This window comes from Pedobacter sp. 05T44 (assembly GCF_056395985.1).
In genome coordinates this window covers 73324-92968 of sequence record NZ_JBFTKO010000003.1, presented here as the reverse complement: position 1 = coordinate 92968, position 19645 = coordinate 73324, and the positions used below count along the sequence as shown (strand labels likewise).

The window sequence follows — 19645 nt, the reverse complement described above, 5'->3', positions numbered from 1 at the left end:
GATAACTATCCTTTAACTGCTTCAAGAAGTTCCCTAAGGTCTGCCTCGGTCAATCCTTGTCCATCGGTTATTTTCCAGAACATCGTTTGTATGGTATTGTAGGGTTTCATCCATTCTGGTTCTACATAGTCAGGATCATAAACATCCAAAGGATTTTGATGCCTTGTAAGATTCAAATGGGGTTTATCTTCCAATAATGACAAAAACTTTAAAACTTCGGCATTGGTGACAACTACATACGGGGTGTGAGTACCCTTTCCAATAACATAATTACGGGTGTCTGGTTCTTGATTATCCTCCCAGGGTAAACCTTTAGAAGAATTCATACACGCAACACCTAAATATACAGTTATAGTGTCCTTTTTACCTCCTGGCCCTCTCCCGTTAGGTGGTACGTTAATTCTTACCCTACCCATTAACATCCCATTTTGAATTCTGCTAGGTGATACATTAAGCATTACCAAACCAGGGGGAAATGTTAGAAGTTTGTCTTCCTTCCAGGTACTATCTCTCTCAATATTTACATCAACATAAAAGGTATTCATGTTGCCATGTAGTTTCCTTAAATCTGGGTCAAATGGATGGTCGGGCCTTGATACAAACCTTAGTCCTGTTGGCAGTTCAAATGGAATACCTTCAGGCTTATCATCATCATTGCCAAAACCCGGCAAATTGTTAACACTACCAATATTGGTAAAAGGAAGTTCTTCTTCTTTAAGAATATTCTTTTCCCCTTTCTTACAACTTGCTAAACCAAATAACATGATTGTTATTAATCCAATATAAAAATTTATCTTATTCATTTTGTGAAAATAGCCTCTAAATGTGTTCGTTATAAAAAAAATATTCGAACCCCTTAAAACATCGTTAAACAACTTAAATCAGCGGTCGAACTACATGGCGAATATTCGTTGCTTATAAAAATTTCCCGTGCTGAAATTTTTTCTTTTAGTCTTATACGCCTATAGCTTTATTATAAAGGGATAGGCGTATAAGGCCTTTTTAATTGATAATACCGGAATCCCTTTATAGTTTAAAAGCTACACCTAAATTCAACAGGCCTACGCCATAACCTAATTCGCCGAAGATGCCAATTTTTTCTGCCAACCAATATCTGGCCCCAAGATGTCCGCCAAAAATGACCTCTCCTGCAGAAGCAGATGCTGGCGCTGCTTCCTCACCTTGCCATTTTACCGAAGCTATGTTATAACCCAAAATTGCGCCTAAATAAGGGTCAAATTTTTCATCTTTAATCCTAAAATGATATGAAACTCTTGCTGCAGCCAGCACATAAGTATATTTCCACTTGCCCGAGTCACCAAACGACTCGTTTTTACCCGCGTAACCCAAATAACCACCTCCACTAATTCTATCTGTAAAGCCATGCTCGTAGCTTACACCAATTGGAATTCCAAAACCGCCACCAATACCCAGTCCTGCATTTACCAATTTGTCTCCCTTTTTATAAGTTTGAGCAGATGCTGATGATGCTCCTAATACAGTTAGCGCAATTGCTAGTGTTAATTTTCTTGTAATTTTCATTCTTGTTTTCTCTATTTTAATTATCATTTTTAGTTATATTTTCGTACGCTGCACTGTCTCACCGAGGCAAGACTACTGCATGCATAAGCGAATTCCTATTGCGAATGTTGTTTCCGTTTATTTTAATTCAATGTTCAATGGAACTTCTTTCCAATTTCCAAACCAGGTCAAACATTCCGGATCACCGGGGATGAATGTCAGCGCAGCTTTTCCTTCAGCCTGTTTGGGGCTGAGTCCGAATTCCTGTTTCAAATTGATTCCTTCCTGAATAAGGATCGTTCTGCCATCAGAAAGGGAAAGCTCCAGGTTATACTTGCCTAATGGAATATTGTTGATGTAGAGACTGTTGTTAAGGACTTCTTTTTTTATGATGAACGTAATCCTTTCTTCTGCATGGACCAGATCAACCGGCATGAGTTTGACCACAATGACCGACCCGATAGGGAAACTGCCTGGTAAGGGAAGGGTTTCTGTCCGCAGATTATAAGAAAGATGTATCGATCCTCCCACATAACTTGTTGGCCACTGAGGGGCCTTGGCAATTTCATCGGGACGGCCATTACCATATGGCAGCAATACAAAGTTTTTCACAGCACCATCCGAGGATCTGAATTCACTTAAAGTACTGTCCGCAGGAAATAATGAGACAAATGCCCGACCGCCTTGGTATTCGATGGTTACTTTAGATCCCCATATTTCTGTATTGCCAACGGGGATGTTCACTTCATAATAACCGTTCTGATCAGACAGTCCTGTTGCCGAACTATAGAATCCTCCCGCAATAGAGGAGCGTACACCGACCTCTGCATTTTTCACCGGCCTGCCGAATATATCTTTCACAAACCCACGTAATATATTGGGGTTCCTATCCAGAGATCTGAAATCAGGCAATTTTGGACGCTGATTTTCCATCAGGTTAACATAAGTACCGGTGCCAGACACGATGAGCGTTTTAGACCTTTCAGGCAGGTCCGAGAAGGAAAGCTGTTTTCTTACTTCGTCCTGGCCGAAAGGAATTTCTTCCTCTTGTTTACCGTCGACTCCTTTTGAGCATGCAAAGAGGAATAAGCAACCGGGCAATATAAATGTTCGGAGAAAAGTTTTCATAAGTTGAGATTTTAAAGTATTTGATTTTTGTTGACCGTGAAGTTACCGGAATAGGAAACGCCCGGGTTTTCTTTTCGATGAACCGTAATAATGCTGGGTAAGAAGTGGTATTTGAAGGCTCAACGGTTCAGACAGCCGTTCATGGCCTTAGTATACCGTTCGTCGTATTTTTGATATTAGTATGCATTTTCCTATGATCTTTGAAAATAAAAACAGATATGAAATTTATTAGACTACCGGCCATCATGCTTATGTTAAGCCCGATGGCTATCCTGATCGGAGCATGCCATGTTGCTGGAGGGGAGAAGGAAACTCAGACGTCTTTTATAGATAAGAAGTGGCAAATGCAGAAATTTACGGTCAGCCCAAGTGTTGACTGGGACCTTGATGGAAAACAGGACACTGACATCTTTGCATTGCTGGAGCCTTGTGATCAGGACGACCTCTTACTTCTTCGTCGCGATGGCGTGGTAATCCGGTTTGCCGAAAAGAAAAGATGTGATGAAGAAGAAGCAGACCAAAAAGAGGATGGGACCTGGACTTTGGCAGGAAATAATGCGAAGATCATATTTCACAGCGATGGCAAGAAGGACGAGGCTAAAGTATTGGAGTCCAGTTCAAAAAAGCTGGTTTTGGAACATCGGTTCACAAGCACCGACGGAATAGATCACAAGCTAACAGCCGAATACCATCTTAAATGATCAGGTCCTTTATTGTGGGCAGGTAATTTCTGCCCACAGTCAATTCGGTGCCGTTATTCATAACGATAAATGTTTTACCGATGTCCCGATAGAGCTCTGCAATGTGTTGTACGTTGATCGCAGTAGAACGGTGGATCCGGAGAAATTTTTCCGGGTTTAATTTTGCAGTAAGCACGGTGATGCCTGTTGAACTAATATACATGTCAGTTTCGCTATGTATTTCGGTATAGTCCCCAAAGGCCCTGAGAAAAATGATCTCATTTACCTGGATGTTACGGAAGCGCTTCTTGCACTCTACCAGGATCCGTTCGGGAAAGCTTGTTCTCCCCCGATAAGAATCAGCAACGGCAAATGGCAGCTGTGAAGGTTGGTTCTGAAGTTTCGCCATGGTTTTTTCAAACCTACCCTTGGTATAGGGCTTCAGGAGATAGTCTGTAGCATTTGTTTCAAAGGCCTGAATAGCATAGTTGTCATAGGCTGTCGTAAAGATTACCCTTGGGACATGCCCGATCCGCTGTAGCACTTCGAATCCGTTAGCGCCGGGCATCTGTATATCCAGAAAAATAAGGTCAGGTTCGAGCCTGTCGATCAGAGAGATGGCTTCCAGGCCGTTTGCACATTCGCCGGCGACAAAATATTCAGCATAAGAGTCAAGATATTGTCGTACCAGTATCCTCCCAGGTTCTTCATCATCGATGATCAAAACGGACATTTTTGCCATGGTATCTTTTTACTGCAATATAGCGAGAAAGAAACTTCTGTGGAATTTTTCGGACAAACGACATATAAGCTGGTCGAATTACCAGCTTGAGCGGTAAAAGAAAAAATAGTATAATTAAAAAAACACATAAATTCAACTCAGGTTAAACTTACTGATAATGACAAAGCATAAACATATGGGAAATGCGAAAAGGGAAATTTTGCTTTTTCTTTTCTGCCTGATTTTGATGAGTATCCTGTATGCTACCCCGCGGCTGTTTTCTCAAGGCATTTCCAAACCATTTATCAGGGAGCTGCTGGTTGATTGTTCGATAATGGCCATCGCATGTTTTCCAGTCTGGTGGCTCCATTTCCGGAAGTGGACCCGCTTTCCTATGAAGAAACGGTTCGCCCTGCATTTTTTTACCGGCGTTATATACTATATCATCTGGATTGTCCTTTATCGGTGGTACAACAAGTTTGCAGGCCTACCGGTGATGACCAGCCAGCAAATGCTCCAAAATATCGGGCCCAATCTCCTTTTCTACATCCAGGTATTCAGTTCGCTTCACATTGATCTTTTCTTTCGGGAGCGGGAAATTCAACAGCACAGGGAACGTGAACTGCGTGAACTTGCCCACAAGGCAGAGATCGAGAGCCTCAAGGCTCAGATACAGCCCCACTTTCTTTTCAATACCCTAAACAGCATCAGCGCATCGGTGCCCGCGGAGAATGAGCACACCCGTGTACTGATTGCCGAACTTGCCGACACCTTCCGTTATGCATTGCGTTCTACGCAGGAAGAGCTCGTTCTACTGTGGCAGGAAATCGAATTTGTAAAGTCCTATCTGTTGTTGGAGCAAAGCCGTTTTGGTAGCAGACTTGATTTTGAAATTGATGTCCGCTCCTGCGATGGTCAAGCAATGATTCCTCCCATGTTGCTTCAACCGCTTGTGGAAAATGCCATAGAACACGGGATTGAGCCAGCCATTGATGGCGGTAGGATATACATCAAATGCCACACTAATGAAAAGGCATCACATTTCTATATCCATAATACCGGAATACCCTACAGGGGAACTGTCGAGGAGATGTTTGCCTGTGACGGAATAGGTCTAAACAATACAGCCAAACGTCTGAGGAATCAATTCGGTGAAGAACTACGGATCGAGATAGATAAAGAAGGTGGAGTTGCAGTATCCTTTGCTATCCCTTTCACGAAGGGCAGCCGTACCAGTTTGATTTAGTAAATGCCGAGAAAGGAGGTTGATGTACATGAATTACGTGAGGCCAGAATTCAACAACAAAAGAGGATTAAGGGTATGGAATCTGAACTTCGGCCGAGGGAGAAGTTTCTTGCCCGTGGGGCTTATGCTTTGTCTGATGGGGAACTTCTGGCACTGCTGATAGGTTCGGGCGCTTCCGTCAAGACCAAGCCCCTTTAGGGTTTGCTGAAAAAAAATCTCCACACTCGCTGCGCTCGGGTTGTATTTTTTTTCGCAAAGTCTTGCCTTGAAAATTGATCAAGGGTAACTTGATCAAAATATTTTGCTTTAATCTTCGAGCACTTCTTTTCTTTCTGCTGGTAACGTAAAATATTTATCTGCCCATAAGTTTATTTCAATCATCAGCGGGAGCAAATCAATCCCTTTTTGAGTTAGTTTATATAAAACTTTTGCCTTGCTTTCAGGATGATTCTGTTTGGTAATTATGCCATTTATTTCCAGCGTTTGTAATCTGGAGGCCAAAATATTAGTGGCTATTTTTTCCTCCGATTTTAAAAAGTCGCCGTAAGTACATTGTTTAAAGAACATAAGATCTCTAACGATCAGCAATGACCATTTGTCTCCCCAAATATCTAGAGAGCTACTTATAGGGCATTCAGACCTCTTTTTTATATCCACCATAAAAATAATTTATATAATCACTTGCAAAATGAAAGTTGTTTGTATATTTGTACTTGCAAAACGCAAGTAAATTTAAACAATTATATCAGAGATGCAATGAAAACAACCGGAAATACAATATTCATCAGCGGTGGAAGCGCGGGTATTGGTTTGGCTATCGCTAAAAAATTGAGTGCAGCAGGAAATAAAGTTATTATCAATGGGCGTAGTGAAGAACGTCTTCAAAATGCCTTAAAAGAGTTAGATAAAACAGCAGTTGCCATACAGGGAGATTTATCTATCTCATTGGAGAGGATTAAGATTGTAGAAGAGTTAAGAAATAACCATCCGGAATTAAATATAATCATAAACAATGCTGGAGCTGCCTTTATAAATGATTTAAGCGGCCAAAAAAATAATGCTGCAGAAAAAGCGTATCAGGAAATCAACACGAATTATATTAGTGTTATAGATTTTACAGCTTTAATATTACCATTACTTTTGCAGCAAACAGAAGCGGCTATTGTAAACGTATCTTCAATAGCTGTATTTAGGCCAAATAAGTACTTGCCAACCTATTCTGCGAGCAAAGCAGCGCTCCACAGTTACACCCAGGGATTGAGAGATACATTTTCTGAAAATGACCGTCTAAATGTATTTGAACTTTATCCTCCTTTGGTTAACACTGATTTTTCGGCAGAGATTGGTGGAGCTAACGGCATTCCGCCATCAGAGGTCGCCGATGAGCTGTTTACAGCCTTGGAAAAAAATCAATTCGAAGTTCCGGTTGGAGACAGTAAAAAAATGCACGCCTTGGCAAATCTAATCAAAGAAGAGGTAAACCATTAATTCTTTTGTCTTATAAAACTTAATCAATATGAACTTAAAAGGAAAAACTGTACTGGTAACAGGTGGGGCATCAGGGATAGGGCTAGAAGCAGTTAAACAGTTTTTATCAATTGGCGCGAACGTTATCATTACAGGAAGAAATCAGGTAAAACTAGATGCTGCTAAAAATAAATACCCTGCTATAACAGCCATACAAAGTGATGCAGGAAATAAGGCAGATGCGCAATCTCTTTTTAATAAAGTGAAAGAATTGGGCGGTATAGATATCCTGTACAATAATGCCGCGGTCCTGGTTCCACCATCAAATTTAGGAGTTGCAAATGAGAAACATATTGAAGGCGCTGGATACGAAATGGAAGTTAATTACCTGGGTGTGTTAAGGCTAAACAATCTATTTCTCGATATGCTCAAATCCAGAAATGAAGCTGCAATAATCAATACCACATCAATTCTGAGTCAGGCTCCCTCCCTAATTGAAGCTACCTATTCTTCGTCAAAAACAGCACTGGCTTTCTATACAATATCACTTCGTGAACACTTAAGGATCATTGGGAGTAAAGTGAAAGTATTTGAATTGATCCCACCACTTGTAGCGACGGAAATGACCGCAGATAGAAATGATAAAAAAATATCGACTGAAGAAATGGTTAAGGGGCTGATCAAAGGTCTATCAAAAAACCAATATACTATTCGCGTGGGCGACGCAAAAATTTTTAATCTGGTTAATAGGATTTTGCCTAAAATTGCTTTTAACATAATTAATCCGAAAAAGAACCATCATCTTTTAAAAAATTAAAATGAAAGCTTTTATCATTAACAAATATACCAAACATGGTCTTCAGCTTGCAGATGTTCCAACACCAGAAGTTGGTGATAATGAGGTTCTGTTGGAGATTTATGCAGCAAGCGTAAATCTTTTGGATAAGAAAATTAAGACTGGAGAGTTTAAATTGATACTGCCTTACAAAATGCCGCTTATTTTAGGGCATGATGTGGCGGGTGTGATTATCCAGGTTGGAAAAAATGTAAAGTATTTTAAAATAGGAGATGAGGTGTATTCACGCCCTTCGGATTTCGCAATCGGTACATTTGCAGAATTTATTTCGATTAATGAAAGGGACGTAGCCTTAAAGCCAAAAAACCTTTCTATGGAAGAAGCTGCCTCTGTTCCTTTGGTTGCACTTACTGCATGGCAAGCCTTGGTGGAAAAAGCAAATCTCAAAAAAGGACAGAAAGTTTTTATCCAGGCAGGCTCAGGAGGGGTAGGTACAGTTGCGATACAACTGGCTAAACATTTGGGGGCAACCGTTGCTACAACTGCAAGTGAAAAGAGCTTTGGAATGCTGAAAGACCTAGGAGCGGATGTGCTAATTGATTACAAGAAACAAGATTTTGAAGCCATCCTGAAAGATTATGATGTCGTGTTAAACAGCCAAGACAATCAAACACTTGAAAAATCACTAACAATATTGAAACCAGGAGGAAAGGCGATCTCCATCTCTGGCCCGCCAACATCTGACTTTGCTAAAGCAATTGGAACGCCATGGTTTGTGAAGGTTCTCCTGTCGCTACTCAGTTCTGGTATCCGCAGAAAAGCAAAGAAGTTAGGTGTAGATTATTCGTTTCTGTTTATGAAGGCAGATGGAAAGCAATTGAGAGAGATTTCGGATCTAATTGAACAGCAGGTGATTAGGCCTGTAGTAGATAAAGTATTTCCATTTGAGCAGACTAATGAGGCTTTGGAATATGTAGAGCGTGGACGTGCCAAGGGAAAAGTTGTGGTTAAAATGAAGTAAAGCCACAAATGATGAACAGCACAGCCAGGCTCCCTCAGGTTCAAACCAATTACAATTGCTTATCAAGCTACTTGCTAATAACCGGTACAATAAACATGGTAATGGAAGGCCTTTTATTTTAATCCAATAATAAAAAGCTTCATGATTCGCCTTTTTCAATTTATTCAGCTTTGAATTGAAAGATTGATCAATTATCAGATCTTTTACTTGTTGCACCAGTGGTGCATCTCGCAAAAAAAATACAATGGCGCTGCTGAATTCTAAAAATAATAATGGTTAATGTAACTATGGTGATAAAAGCATATAGGGCATGATCTGCTAATTAAGGGTTTTCTAAAAAAAAGCTAAATAAATTTGCATCGTACGATTTTAATCGTATGTTTGTTTTATGGAACCTAAGATAGAACCTTCGAAAGCAGAGTTAGATATATTGACCGTCATTTGGAAACATGGGCCAAATACAGTCAGGTTTGTGCACAACCAGTTAGCGATGATCAAGGAGGTAAATTACACTACCACATTAAAACAAATGCAGCTTATGGCTGAAAAAGGGATGCTGACCAGAGATGAAAGTAACATGACTCACATCTACAGGGCTGCAGAAGATCCGAGCAAAACCAAAAGCCATTTACTGGACAGGTTTGTGAACCACATTTACGACGGCTCTGCAGGCAACCTGGTAATGCAGCTGCTCGACAGTAAAAATGCTTCTTCTGAAGACCTAAAGACCATCAGGGACATCCTGAATAAGCTGGATCAACAAAAGTAAACCATTATTATTAAAACCTAAATTATGGAACAGATCTTAAACACCGTTTTACTATATTCCCTGGCACTCGGCCTGATACTGGCCCTGCTGACCGGTCTTACACTCTTGCTCACCCGTTCAGCAAGTCCTTTACTGCGTTACCGTATACTGGTGACACTATTGGCTTTATTCACGGCAAGTATAGCAGTTACCGTTGTTTTCAAACTTCGTGAAACCAATCCAACCACGAGCGCATTCAACCGCCTGATAAGAACTCCGCAAGTAACAACGGATTTCCGGAAAGCTGGTATCAATAACACAATAAATACGGAGACAACAGATCTGATCGCCTCAAGCAGGGATTTTATGAACGATAATGCCAGAACCATCACCCTGATCTGGTTATTTATTGTCTTCGCAAAAAGCATTAAGCTGACCAGCAACCTGTTTGAGCTTCATTACCTGAAAACCCGCCAGGTGTATCCGGCTGGTAAACACTGGGAAGACCAGTTGGCAAGGCTGTCTGGACAAATGGGCCTGTCTAAAGCGGTCAGGATCATGCAGTCAGGGCTCACCCAGGTACCGCTGGTCATCGGTCATTTCAAGCCAGTGATCTTAATCCCCCTGGGAATGATCACCGCCATTAAACCCCGGGAAATAGAAATGATGCTGCTCCACGAACTTGCTCACATCAAGAGAATGGATTTCCTGGTAAATATTTTACAACATGTACTGGAACTGCTTTTCTTCTTTAACCCTGCAGTATTATGGTTATCGGCGCTAATCAGAAAAGAACGGGAAAATTGCTGCGATGAACTGGTACTCCAAAATGCGGATGAAAAACACAACTATATCCAGGCATTGCTTTCCTTTAAGGAATACCAGCTAAAGGTGCCCACATATGCCATGGCATTTGCAAAAGAAAGCAACCTGGTCAGCAGGATAAAACGAATGGTCTACCAAAAGAACACCGCGTTAAATTCCATAGAAAAGGGATGTATGCTGATCGCTGTGCTACTGCTCTGCAGCTTTACACTATTGCGCACAACTGATCCGGCTCCAAAGTCCATTTTCCAGGAACCCGTTGCAAAAAAGGAAAAATCTCAGACCAGCCCTGCTGCTAAACCTCAGAAACGAACCACTGTAAAATCAAAAGTACGACCTCCAGCAGCAAAAACAAGTTCCCCGGCAACGGTAACTAAAGAAACGGCCAATACTGAAGACAGTGTTGAACCGGAGATTTCGGTAAACGTCAATTCAAACACCAATAACACTGGTCATGTAACTTTAAACGTAGACCATAAGCTGGTCGAGAATTTCGCTTCGAACATAACTACAACAGTACTAAGTGCATTAAATATGGCATTGGACAGTAGTCAGCAGTACTCCTCAACCCTCAATGCGGATCCCCAGGTGAAACTGAGCCCTATAGCCAGCCCTAATCCAAGGGTAAAGCTTTCACCATCTCCAAAAGTCGAAGCTAAGTCTTCTGATCTGACCCAGAATTTGATCAAAGCCCTGGAAAAAGCTGGTATCGATACCAAAGGTGATCAGTTTCGTTTCCACATCAGCAACAAAGAATTGACTGTAAACGGCAAAAAACAAGCTGAGGCAGTAAAAGATGCTGTATTAAAAAATTTCCTTAAGTCTCCAGAAGATACCATTGATTTTTCTTACAACAGGAATGGCAAAGGAGTTAGCACATCCAGCAGCTACTATCTTAAATAACTAAAAAGGGATATGACGAACTCATTTTTGAGGGTGACATTCACCCTGTGGATAGCTATTGCCCCAATTTTGGCCGCAGCGCAATCCAAGCCTGCCCAAAAAAAGGATACTTCGGGGAATAAAACTGATACCTTAAAAAAGCCGGTAGACCTCAAAGAAGTAAAGATCAGTGGAAAAAAAAGTTTTATAGAACACAAAATAGACCGTACAGTCATCAATGTAGACGCCCTGATCTCCAATGCCGGCAGCAATGCGCTGGAGGTTTTGGAGAAAGCACCTGGGGTTATGGTTGATCAGGACGGGAAAATTAGCCTGAAAGGTCAGCAGGGTGTGGTCGTATTCATTGACAACCGCCCTACTTATCTTTCGGAAGCCGCCCTTACCGCGTACCTGAAATCGCTTCCTTCGGGCAGCATCAGCCAGATTGAACTTATTCCAAATCCCCCCGCCCGCTATGATGCGGCGGGAGGCGCCGGGATCATCAATATCCGCACGAAAAAATCACTGATCAGTGGCTGGAACGGATCTATAAATGCTGGTGCAGGGTACTCACCGAATTGGCGCCACAATGAGAGCATCGACCTGAACTACCGCAAAAATAAGTTCAACTTTTTTACCACTCTCGGTTACAATAAAACCGACACCTGGAGGGATCTGGACATCAACCGCTGGTTTTATGACCAGGACCAGCAGTTGACCTCTGCTTTTATGCAAAGTACTGTGTTCCGCAACCGGAACAAAACCCCGAATATCAAAGCAGGCATGGATTTCTATGTCAGCGAGAAGACCACGCTGGGTTTTGTGTTTACCGGATCTTACAACAGCGGCCGTAACCGAAAAGAAGTGGGGGCTATCGCAACGGGTTCTGCAGGACAGACGGACTCTCTGATTACGGCACTCAATTCTGAACAGTCGAAACTGAACAGCAACGGGATCAATTTCAATTACAGTCATAAGTTTGACAGTCTGGGCCGCGAACTCAGCTTCGATCTCGACCACATCAGCTATAGTGCCAGAACGGACCAGTCTTTTGCAAATAGAATCTTTAATACCACCAATAATAGTATCAACGAAGAGAACCTCGTGGCTCAACTTCCCTCAGACATTGCCATCTATGCTGCAAAAGGCGATTACGAGCACCCCCTGGCCCATAAAGCAAAATTCTCTGCAGGTGCAAAGACCAGCTTTGTGAACACCGATAATACTGCAGATTACTTTATACGTCGGGGAGATGTGTTGCTGGTGGACAATGAAAAGACCAATCACTTCCGGTACAAGGAGAACATTAATGCAGCTTACGTGAATTTCAGCAAGGAATGGAAGAAATGGAGCATACAGGCCGGACTGCGCATGGAACAGACAAATATGAAAGGACACCAACTAAGCAATGGGCTCCGCCCGGATTCCTCCTTTTCGCAGCACTATACCAATCTCTTTCCAACAGTTTATCTTTCCTACAAATTGGATAGCGCCAAAAATAAACTCACACTATATTACGGGAAACGAATCAGAAGACCATACTACCAGGACCTGAATCCTTTTATTTTTCTATTGGATAAGTTCACTTACTTTGCCGGCAATCCTTATATCAGACCGGAGTTTGCTCACAAGATCGACCTCAATTTTAACCACAACAATAAGCTCAGCATCGACCTTTTTTACAACGTTACCTCATCAATGATTTCTGAAGTCATTGAGCAGGAAAAAGGCATTTTTATCAGCAGGACAGGAAACATTGGGAAAATGCATTTTTACGGGGGCTCTGTTAACCTGAACCTGAAGGCGGGAAACTGGTACACATTGAATATGTACAGTGAAGCAGTCGAAATTGATTTCAGTGGCTTGCCCGGCAATGATGGCAATACCATACAGAGCTTTTATTTTTATGTCAATCCAAATAACCAGTTCAATTTCGGAAGAGGATGGAGCGCAGAACTGAGCGCCATGTACGTGACGCCCAACCAAAGCGCTCAGTTTAAAAAGCGCGCGCTTTACAACATCAACACCGGCGTCTCAAAGAAAATCCTCGGAGATAAAGGTACCCTGAAATTTACTTTACGTGATGTGCTGAACCGCTTCAGGCCACAGGGCGAAATACTCAACATTCCGCAGACCCGGGCCACTTACCGCAACATTTTTGACAACCGAATAGGCCTTGTCTCTTTCAGCTATAGTTTCAGCAAAGGAGCTTCTGCTGCGAAGAAGCGCAATACCGGTGGCGCCGGAAATGAATTGGAAAGAGTGAAAAACTAGCCGCCACGGGGATTATCTTAACTTTAGTAAATGTCATTTAAAAACAGGAAAGGCACTTTTTATTTTTTGCGACAAAAATAATAAAAGTGCCTTCTCCTCGCTATTAAAAATATCGTAATCAATATAGCCAGTACTCACTGATCCATCGACGCTGTGTTTAAAGTGTCTACTATTTGCGAAATACATGCCCTGGCGGTGTAACACTATTTGTTTATTAACCCAACTTTCTTAATGTCAAATAGATGATTTAGAAATAATATTGCAAGACAATTAAATCAATCCCAATTTTGAAGCCTTACCGATTAGCATGGCTGTGTTTTTTACTTCAAATTTTTCTAACAGGCTTTTGCGGTGTGTGTTTACAGTTGGAATACTGATGAAAAGTTTTTCTGATATTTCTGCATTGGTTAGTCCTTCTGCAATTAACAATAAAACCTCTTTTTCTCTTCTGGTGATTAGAAGCTGATTGGGCTCTGGTTTTCTCATTGCGCTTAAGACCTCGAAACTATAATATACTTTGCCTTTAATCACGGTGTTTATCGCTTCTAACAGTTCTTCCTTTGTGGCATTTTTTAATACATAACCTAAAGCACCATTATCCATCATGTTTTTGATAATGGCTTGCTGGTTAAATGTACTAAGCCCAAGTATAGCTAAAGAGGGATACAGTTGCTTAACTTCTTTACATAAATCTATTCCGCTTTTATCAGGAAGGTTTACATCCATTAGTATCACATCAGGTTCGTGTAGCTTAAGAAAACTAAGGCAGGATGCTGCGTTGGTGGCATGGCCCATCCAATCAAGTATTTTTTCGTTTTGCAGTAAAGAACGAATACCCTCTGTCACCATGTAATGGTCATCTACTACGAAAATGCTTATTTTCATTGCCTGTAGTTAAATGTTAATCTCTATCATTACTGAAGTACCTTTGCCAGGACCGGATTGCAAATCTATCCTGCCTTTTAAAAACTCAACGCGGTTTTTAATATTATGCCAGCCCATTCCACCAGATTGTGTTAAAAGATTGACATCAAAACCATTTCCATCATCTTCTACCGTAATGGCTAATAGTTTTTCCTGATCAGCTTGATGCAATTGCACCAATACATTTTTGGCATGGGCATGTTTAATCGCATTGTTCAGCAACTCTTGTATAATGCGATAAATGGCGACTGATGTAGTTTGCGGTATGCTTGTTTGCTGCATCCCCACCGACTGGTAGTTTACATGTAACACAGCACTACGATCCATCTCCATGCAAAATTCTTTCAATGCAACATCCAGTCCATATTTTACCAGTATTTCGGGCATCATGTTATGTGCTACGCGGCGCATTTCCTGTATAGAGCTGTCTAACATGTCGATGCTGCGATTAAAAGCAAGAGCATTGTCCGGGGTCATTATTAAATTCTCTTTCATATTATTTAATGAAAATTTTATTCCACTTAACATCCCGCCAAGCCCATCGTGCAAGTCTTTGGCTAGTCGGGTACGTTCCTGTTCTTCACCTTTTAGTACTGCTTCTGTAGCGGTAAGTTGTTTTTCGGTTTCTAATTCATCAATTTTTAATTGCTGTAGTTTTTGGCGATGAATATAGTTGCGATAACCTAGCAGTGAAATAATTAATATGGCAAGCGCACTGCCGATAAGAATATAATTGAGGATAGATTTTTGGCGAAGCTGCGCTTGTTGTAGTTTAATCTGTGCTTCTTTTTTTTCAAATTCGTATTTGGCTGCTAGGTTTGCTACAGTATTTTTGGTATTTTCTCCTAATATAGTATCTCGTAGTAACTCAAACTTTTGACGATACGCCAATGCGCTATCAAGTTTTCCTACTCCTTTGTACAAATTAGACTGATATTCGTATAAGCTGCTTAACTCATTTTTTGAACCAAATTTATGAGCTAAGTTGATTCCCTCATTGAGATAAGGGACTGCTTTTAAATATTTTCTTGATTCAATTAAAGTTTGTCCCATGCCCATATTGGCATACAAAGTATATTCAGGCAACTCTTCATGTCTTGAAAAATAAAGTACTGTATCATAATATTTTATTGCCAATGCATACATTTGTTTACCCTTTAAGGCATCTGCTATACCTAACCACCCACTTACAATGTTAATGTTGTCCTTTTCTTCTTTACCTATTTTTCCTACTTCCCGAAATACGCTTATGGCTTTATCATAATTTTTAAGGTTATTAGAGGCGGTTCCGATATTGCAGAGTGTATTAGCCTGCGCAGTTTTATTATTTAATTCTACAGCGAGTTTGTATGCTTTTTCTGCATACTCAAGACCTTTGGCATATTCCTGTAAATTTATAAATACAGAAGCCAAATTATTGTTTGCTATTCGTAACATTTTTTTGTCGTCAATTTCTTCTGCATATTTTTTTGCAATTAAATAATATTCCGACGCAGTAGAAAAATCGGAAAGATATTCCCACTCACTACCCACATTTAAATTGGCAACCGACAAGTCTTTTTTGTTCCCATATTTTTTAAAAATATCAAGGGCATCAAGAGTAAGAGACAAAGCCTCTTTAAATAAACCTTTATTATTCAATATTACTATTTGATAGCTTGCATAAGTTGCAACACCCTTTTTATATCCTATATTTTGAGAAAGCTCTTTTGCTTTGTTATAGTAAAAAGTGGCAGAATCAGGGTTGTCTTGCCTGTACGTTTCTCCATATTGATATAAAACATTTACAGTATTGCTATCTTTTTTGTTATAGTTAATAGTTCGTTTTAGACTGTTTCTATTCAATCCTTGTGCCTGAGAGGCGAAACTTATAAAGCCTGCAAATAATATCAGCAGTGATTTTCTCATACCCTAATTTACATTTTTCTACTACGCAAATAAAATGTTGTGGGTCCATATTTTCCATCATCTTTTTTAATGATTTTTTAAAAGCGTATACTAAAAAATCATCTTTTTTAATGATTACGTCGGTTTGGTAAGTTATCTACTTTTACTGCATAAAAAATGAAATCATGAGAGATTTAAAATTCTTGCCGTTTGTTTTGATGTTATGCAGTACGCTAATTATTTCCTGCACTAAGATTAAGGATAATGCAATCTTACCGGCAGCAGATTTTTCTGCAAGTGTTACTAGTATTAAAACAGATTCGGTGGCCAGCTTTACAGATTTATCTACCGGCAATCCTACATCGTGGTCGTGGAGCTTTGCGGGAGGTACGCCGTCTTCTTCTTCTTTGCAAAATCCGGTCAATATTCAATACCACGCTGCGGGAACATACAATGTAACGCTTACTGTAACAAATGCCGACGGCAGCAATACCAAAACAAAAACCGGCTATATTGTAGTAAGTGTAGCACCGCAGTTGCCTATGGTAAGCACCGTAGCCATCAGCAGCATTGCCAATACGACAGCCGTTTCAGGCGGCACGATCAGTAGCATAGACAATAGTGTCGTTACCGCAAGAGGTGTGTGTTGGAGTACAAACAACAATCCTTCTATTGTCAATGATAAAACAACAGATGGGAGCGGCGCAGGCAATTTTACAAGCAACCTTACAGGCCTAAACAGTAATACTACTTACTATGTACGGGCATATGCAACCAACAGCATTGGCACCGCTTATGGTAACGAAATAAGTTTTACCACAACAGGCTTGGCTAATTGTGGAACTGTCACTGATGTGGACGGTAACGTGTATCATACCGTTACTATCGGTACACAATGCTGGATGGTGGAGAATCTGAAAACTACGCATTACCGAAACGGCGCTGAGATACTAACTGCTCCTGATTCGCAAACATGGGATGCCTTTACAAAAGGAGCCTATTGTTACTATAACAATGACAGTAAAAATAATAATCCTTATGGTAAGCTGTATAATTGGTATGCCGTAAACAACAGCAACAATATAGCACCTGCAGGATGGCATGTACCTACAAAGGATGAATGGATAACATTGATAACATTCTTAAATGGCAAATACTCAGCAGGGGGCCCCTTAAAAGACTTACTTTATTGGAGTACACCCAATGTGGGTGCAACCAATAGCAGCGGGTTTTCGGCTCTTCCGGGTGGATACCGTTTCGCCCATGGGAACTTTGATAACTTGTCTTTGATTGGCTATTACTGGGCTTCTACAGAGGATAGTGGAGTATCTGGTGGAGTAGCCGGCGATGAAATTCGATTGTATCACTCATATATAGAAGTTGATATCTCATCTGGATTTAAATATAATGGCTATTCCGTACGCTGTGTAAAAGATTGATGTTATTATTAATGTATACCTGCTGGCATTTTGAAATGATTTTTCAGAAATGATAACCTTAAAAAGATGAAACCTATAAAAAACATGCTCCTGTTGAACCTGCTATTGATGGTAAGTTCTACTTGTTTTGCCCAAAAGCAAGCTTTTGACGTAATAAACTATGTTATACCCAACGGTTGGGATAAAATGGAAATGGCAAATGGCATTCAACTGTCCACCAAAAACGATGGTAAAGGAAACTATGCCGCTGCTGTTATTTTAAATTCGGTAGCGACCGAGGCACCAGCAAACGAAAACTTTATGACCAGCTGGGAAAAACTGGTGAAAGGTACGGTGTCTGTTTCCGGAGAACCAAACATGCAAAATCCTGCTACTGAAAAAGGATGGAATGTTATTTCGGGGCAAGCCAGCTATACCGATGGCTCGAATAAAGGATGGGTAACACTAATAACCGCTACAGGCAACGGCAAAATGGCGAACGTGGTAATTATGACCAACACCGATAAATATCAAAACCAAATACTGGATTTTATAAAAAGCCTCGACTTAAATGAAACGGCAACTGCACAGAACAATAATACACAACAGAATTCGCCAACAAACTATACAACCAGTTCAGGAAACAAAAATAGGTATTCCATCACTGTTCCACCTACGTGGAGTTTAAATGCAAGTGGAAATAGTTTGACACTAGAAAAAAATACAACTACTGGAAAAAAAATTATTGAGTTGATGAGTATGGTAAAATCATCTGGCAGTTTAGAAAAAGATATGGAACATATTTTCTTCGAGGTTTTTGATGGTTGGGGTCTGTATAACAGTTCTAACAACCAGTTATTCGAAAAAGGTGATCATGAAAAAGGAGTTACCAGCCAGGGCCTGCCATATTATATGCTAAGTAATAGCATTAGTAAAAATGGATCGGTTGTAAAAGGTACGGTGCTGCTTATACAGGTAGGAACAAATGTAGCTGTAATTAATTCGGCTGATATAATACTGGGCAGCGAGATGGAGATGGGCTTGAATTTTCTTTTATTCACTTTAAAAATAAATGGGGTGGCTGAAAAAAATATGGATTATAAAAAGCAGTTAACAGGCACATGGGTTTCAAGCAGTGGATCGTATGGTAATAGTTTAAGTTTTGCGACCAGTTACACTGTGGAAGGGAAATATTATGTATTGGCGCAATCTTCTTATACGGTGGGCTATGATTATTATAATGACCTGATTAAGAGTAAACAATTTAAAGGTGAAGGTGTATTTGCCTTTAAAGGAAATGTGATGGAAAGAAAAACTAGTTCAGGCCCGGTAACAAAATACTTCATACGGTTTTATTCAAGAAAATCTGGTAATAATGAATGGAGAAATTTAATGGGTTTTTATGCCTTTAATTATGATAAGAACAGAATAGAAACGATTGTTCCTTTTCAAAAGATTTAATTATAATACCAATAATAGTGGTTTTATCACCAACAATAATCTGTTTTACAGATTAAATAAAACATTTGTTCCAAACCATTAAATCTCGTTATACGTGAAAAAAATTATTCTTTTACTAAGCTTGGCAGTAACCATTATTGCTGCAAATGCACAGGAAGCGCCACCGAAGGTGCCACCTATAAAAAATGTAATCGATACAAAGTTGCCGCAATTGCCACAACAACCAATAGAAATTCCTGGAGGTAGGCCTATTAAATTACCGAGCAAACCAGACCCTATAACTACCTCTTTAACAACACATACTTGGAACCTTATTCGTTGGTGGGTTACACCCAATGCAGGCCATTCGATTACCGATCCTTCTTTTAAATTTCTCAGTAACGGCACAGTTAGCTGTAGTCTCACTACCCCCGAAGCTGTAACAAGGCTCGAATCTGGTACTTACACCGTTCATGGCAATAATGTAACTATCCTTTTAAAAAAGAATACAAATGTAACCATGAACTGCAATCTTATTTATAACAACAGCAACAAAACACTAACAGGTACTTATACCCTGCAAGTACTTCCTGTTACTAATGCACCAGCGGGTTATACACCTGGAACAGTAACAGGAGAGTTGAAGCTGGAAATAAAGCCATAGAGA

At 40.3% G+C, this 19645-nt stretch carries 19 protein-coding genes; 12 read left to right on the top strand and 7 right to left on the bottom strand.

Features of this window, described 5'->3' with window-relative positions:
* Window positions 1-5: 5 nt before the first annotated feature.
* The 3 genes from AC1DDK_RS07160 to AC1DDK_RS07150 form a co-directional block, all read right to left on the bottom strand.
* A complete protein-coding gene (locus tag AC1DDK_RS07160; protein WP_288882156.1) occupies window positions 6-803 on the bottom strand; it encodes a hypothetical protein in 798 nt (265 codons plus the stop codon).
* Window positions 804-1026: 223 nt separating this feature from the next.
* Window positions 1027-1542 carry an outer membrane beta-barrel protein gene (locus AC1DDK_RS07155; RefSeq protein WP_172661416.1) on the bottom strand — a complete coding sequence of 172 codons (516 nt, stop codon included), beginning with the start codon at window positions 1540-1542 and terminating at the stop codon, window positions 1027-1029.
* A gap of 117 nt (window positions 1543-1659) precedes the next feature.
* On the bottom strand, window positions 1660-2649 hold the full coding sequence (locus AC1DDK_RS07150) for a carboxypeptidase-like regulatory domain-containing protein (protein ID WP_172661415.1): 990 nt from the start codon (window positions 2647-2649) through the stop codon (window positions 1660-1662).
* Window positions 2650-2867: 218 nt separating this feature from the next.
* On the opposite strand from AC1DDK_RS07150, the gene AC1DDK_RS07145 reads away from it, so the two are divergent.
* Entirely contained in the window at window positions 2868-3350 is a 483-nt protein-coding gene (locus AC1DDK_RS07145; RefSeq protein ID WP_172661414.1) for a lipocalin-like domain-containing protein, read from the top strand.
* On the opposite strand, the gene AC1DDK_RS07140 is transcribed toward AC1DDK_RS07145, so the two are convergent.
* Window positions 3343-4071, bottom strand: a complete 729-nt coding sequence (locus tag AC1DDK_RS07140; RefSeq protein ID WP_172661413.1) for a LytR/AlgR family response regulator transcription factor — start codon at window positions 4069-4071, stop codon at window positions 3343-3345. The genes AC1DDK_RS07145 and AC1DDK_RS07140 overlap by 8 nt on opposite strands.
* Before the next feature lie 157 nt (window positions 4072-4228).
* Between AC1DDK_RS07140 and AC1DDK_RS07135 the strand changes: the two genes are divergently transcribed.
* Together AC1DDK_RS07135 and AC1DDK_RS07130 are read left to right on the top strand one after the other, a co-directional pair.
* Entirely contained in the window at window positions 4229-5296 is a 1068-nt protein-coding gene (locus AC1DDK_RS07135) for a sensor histidine kinase (protein ID WP_172661412.1), read from the top strand.
* A 3-nt stretch (window positions 5297-5299) separates the two neighbouring features.
* A complete protein-coding gene (locus AC1DDK_RS07130; protein ID WP_394367891.1) occupies window positions 5300-5494 on the top strand; it encodes a UPF0758 domain-containing protein in 195 nt (64 codons plus the stop codon).
* A 108-nt stretch (window positions 5495-5602) separates the two neighbouring features.
* Here the strand turns inward: AC1DDK_RS07130 and AC1DDK_RS07125 are convergent, their stop codons facing one another.
* Window positions 5603-5956, bottom strand: a complete 354-nt coding sequence (locus AC1DDK_RS07125) for a winged helix-turn-helix transcriptional regulator (RefSeq protein ID WP_288882166.1) — start codon at window positions 5954-5956, stop codon at window positions 5603-5605.
* Window positions 5957-6052: 96 nt separating this feature from the next.
* Between AC1DDK_RS07125 and AC1DDK_RS07120 the strand changes: the two genes are divergently transcribed.
* The 6 genes from AC1DDK_RS07120 (at window position 6053) to AC1DDK_RS07095 (ending at window position 13309) form a co-directional block, all read left to right on the top strand.
* Window positions 6053-6784 (top strand): SDR family oxidoreductase, encoded by a 732-nt coding sequence (locus AC1DDK_RS07120; protein ID WP_172661411.1) that lies wholly within the window; start codon window positions 6053-6055, stop codon window positions 6782-6784.
* 28 nt (window positions 6785-6812) lie between these two features.
* Window positions 6813-7580, top strand: a complete 768-nt coding sequence (locus tag AC1DDK_RS07115) for an SDR family oxidoreductase (RefSeq protein ID WP_288882171.1) — start codon at window positions 6813-6815, stop codon at window positions 7578-7580.
* Between the two features lies 1 nt (window position 7581).
* Entirely contained in the window at window positions 7582-8580 is a 999-nt protein-coding gene (locus AC1DDK_RS07110; RefSeq protein WP_337717188.1) for an NADP-dependent oxidoreductase, read from the top strand.
* 388 nt (window positions 8581-8968) lie between these two features.
* Window positions 8969-9349 (top strand): BlaI/MecI/CopY family transcriptional regulator, encoded by a 381-nt coding sequence (locus AC1DDK_RS07105; RefSeq protein WP_172661409.1) that lies wholly within the window; start codon window positions 8969-8971, stop codon window positions 9347-9349.
* A gap of 24 nt (window positions 9350-9373) precedes the next feature.
* Window positions 9374-11056: a M56 family metallopeptidase gene (locus AC1DDK_RS07100; protein WP_288882177.1), complete on the top strand. Its 1683-nt coding sequence runs from the start codon at window positions 9374-9376 to the stop codon at window positions 11054-11056.
* Between the two features lie 33 nt (window positions 11057-11089).
* The gene (locus AC1DDK_RS07095; RefSeq protein WP_337717283.1) at window positions 11090-13309 is read left to right on the top strand and encodes an outer membrane beta-barrel family protein; all 2220 of its coding nucleotides are present in this window, start codon (window positions 11090-11092) and stop codon (window positions 13307-13309) included.
* 270 nt (window positions 13310-13579) lie between these two features.
* Here AC1DDK_RS07095 and AC1DDK_RS07090 read toward each other — a convergent pair whose 3' ends face one another.
* Both AC1DDK_RS07090 and AC1DDK_RS07085 read right to left on the bottom strand, forming a co-directional pair.
* A complete protein-coding gene (locus tag AC1DDK_RS07090; RefSeq protein ID WP_172661406.1) occupies window positions 13580-14194 on the bottom strand; it encodes a response regulator in 615 nt (204 codons plus the stop codon).
* A gap of 9 nt (window positions 14195-14203) precedes the next feature.
* Window positions 14204-15874 (bottom strand): tetratricopeptide repeat-containing sensor histidine kinase, encoded by a 1671-nt coding sequence (locus AC1DDK_RS07085; protein WP_448104762.1) that lies wholly within the window; start codon window positions 15872-15874, stop codon window positions 14204-14206.
* 431 nt (window positions 15875-16305) lie between these two features.
* Between AC1DDK_RS07085 and AC1DDK_RS07080 the strand changes: the two genes are divergently transcribed.
* The 3 genes from AC1DDK_RS07080 (at window position 16306) to AC1DDK_RS07070 (ending at window position 19642) form a co-directional block, all read left to right on the top strand.
* Complete coding sequence (locus AC1DDK_RS07080) at window positions 16306-17559, top strand: FISUMP domain-containing protein (protein ID WP_337717185.1); 1254 nt, start codon at window positions 16306-16308, stop codon at window positions 17557-17559.
* A gap of 66 nt (window positions 17560-17625) precedes the next feature.
* On the top strand, window positions 17626-18999 hold the full coding sequence (locus AC1DDK_RS07075; RefSeq protein ID WP_337717183.1) for a hypothetical protein: 1374 nt from the start codon (window positions 17626-17628) through the stop codon (window positions 18997-18999).
* Between the two features lie 94 nt (window positions 19000-19093).
* Window positions 19094-19642: a hypothetical protein gene (locus AC1DDK_RS07070; protein WP_172661402.1), complete on the top strand. Its 549-nt coding sequence runs from the start codon at window positions 19094-19096 to the stop codon at window positions 19640-19642.
* The last annotated feature ends 3 nt before the right edge of the window (window positions 19643-19645 follow it).

What these genes read in the sequence shown, in the direction of transcription:
- AC1DDK_RS07100 (WP_288882177.1), top strand. Translation starts at nt 9,374, where the DNA reads ATGGAACAGATCTTAAACACCGTTTTACTATATTCCCTGGCACTCGGC.
- AC1DDK_RS07110 (WP_337717188.1), top strand. Translation starts at nt 7,582, where the DNA reads ATGAAAGCTTTTATCATTAACAAATATACCAAACATGGTCTTCAGCTT.
- AC1DDK_RS07160 (WP_288882156.1), bottom strand. Translation starts at nt 803, where the DNA reads ATGAATAAGATAAATTTTTATATTGGATTAATAACAATCATGTTATTT.
- AC1DDK_RS07135 (WP_172661412.1), top strand. Translation starts at nt 4,229, where the DNA reads ATGACAAAGCATAAACATATGGGAAATGCGAAAAGGGAAATTTTGCTT.
- AC1DDK_RS07080 (WP_337717185.1), top strand. Translation starts at nt 16,306, where the DNA reads ATGAGAGATTTAAAATTCTTGCCGTTTGTTTTGATGTTATGCAGTACG.
- AC1DDK_RS07130 (WP_394367891.1), top strand. Translation starts at nt 5,300, where the DNA reads ATGCCGAGAAAGGAGGTTGATGTACATGAATTACGTGAGGCCAGAATT.
- AC1DDK_RS07145 (WP_172661414.1), top strand. Translation starts at nt 2,868, where the DNA reads ATGAAATTTATTAGACTACCGGCCATCATGCTTATGTTAAGCCCGATG.
- AC1DDK_RS07115 (WP_288882171.1), top strand. Translation starts at nt 6,813, where the DNA reads ATGAACTTAAAAGGAAAAACTGTACTGGTAACAGGTGGGGCATCAGGG.
- AC1DDK_RS07155 (WP_172661416.1), bottom strand. Translation starts at nt 1,542, where the DNA reads ATGAAAATTACAAGAAAATTAACACTAGCAATTGCGCTAACTGTATTA.
- AC1DDK_RS07075 (WP_337717183.1), top strand. Translation starts at nt 17,626, where the DNA reads ATGAAACCTATAAAAAACATGCTCCTGTTGAACCTGCTATTGATGGTA.
- AC1DDK_RS07150 (WP_172661415.1), bottom strand. Translation starts at nt 2,649, where the DNA reads ATGAAAACTTTTCTCCGAACATTTATATTGCCCGGTTGCTTATTCCTC.
- AC1DDK_RS07140 (WP_172661413.1), bottom strand. Translation starts at nt 4,071, where the DNA reads ATGGCAAAAATGTCCGTTTTGATCATCGATGATGAAGAACCTGGGAGG.
- AC1DDK_RS07120 (WP_172661411.1), top strand. Translation starts at nt 6,053, where the DNA reads ATGAAAACAACCGGAAATACAATATTCATCAGCGGTGGAAGCGCGGGT.
- AC1DDK_RS07090 (WP_172661406.1), bottom strand. Translation starts at nt 14,194, where the DNA reads ATGAAAATAAGCATTTTCGTAGTAGATGACCATTACATGGTGACAGAG.
- AC1DDK_RS07125 (WP_288882166.1), bottom strand. Translation starts at nt 5,956, where the DNA reads ATGGTGGATATAAAAAAGAGGTCTGAATGCCCTATAAGTAGCTCTCTA.
- AC1DDK_RS07105 (WP_172661409.1), top strand. Translation starts at nt 8,969, where the DNA reads ATGGAACCTAAGATAGAACCTTCGAAAGCAGAGTTAGATATATTGACC.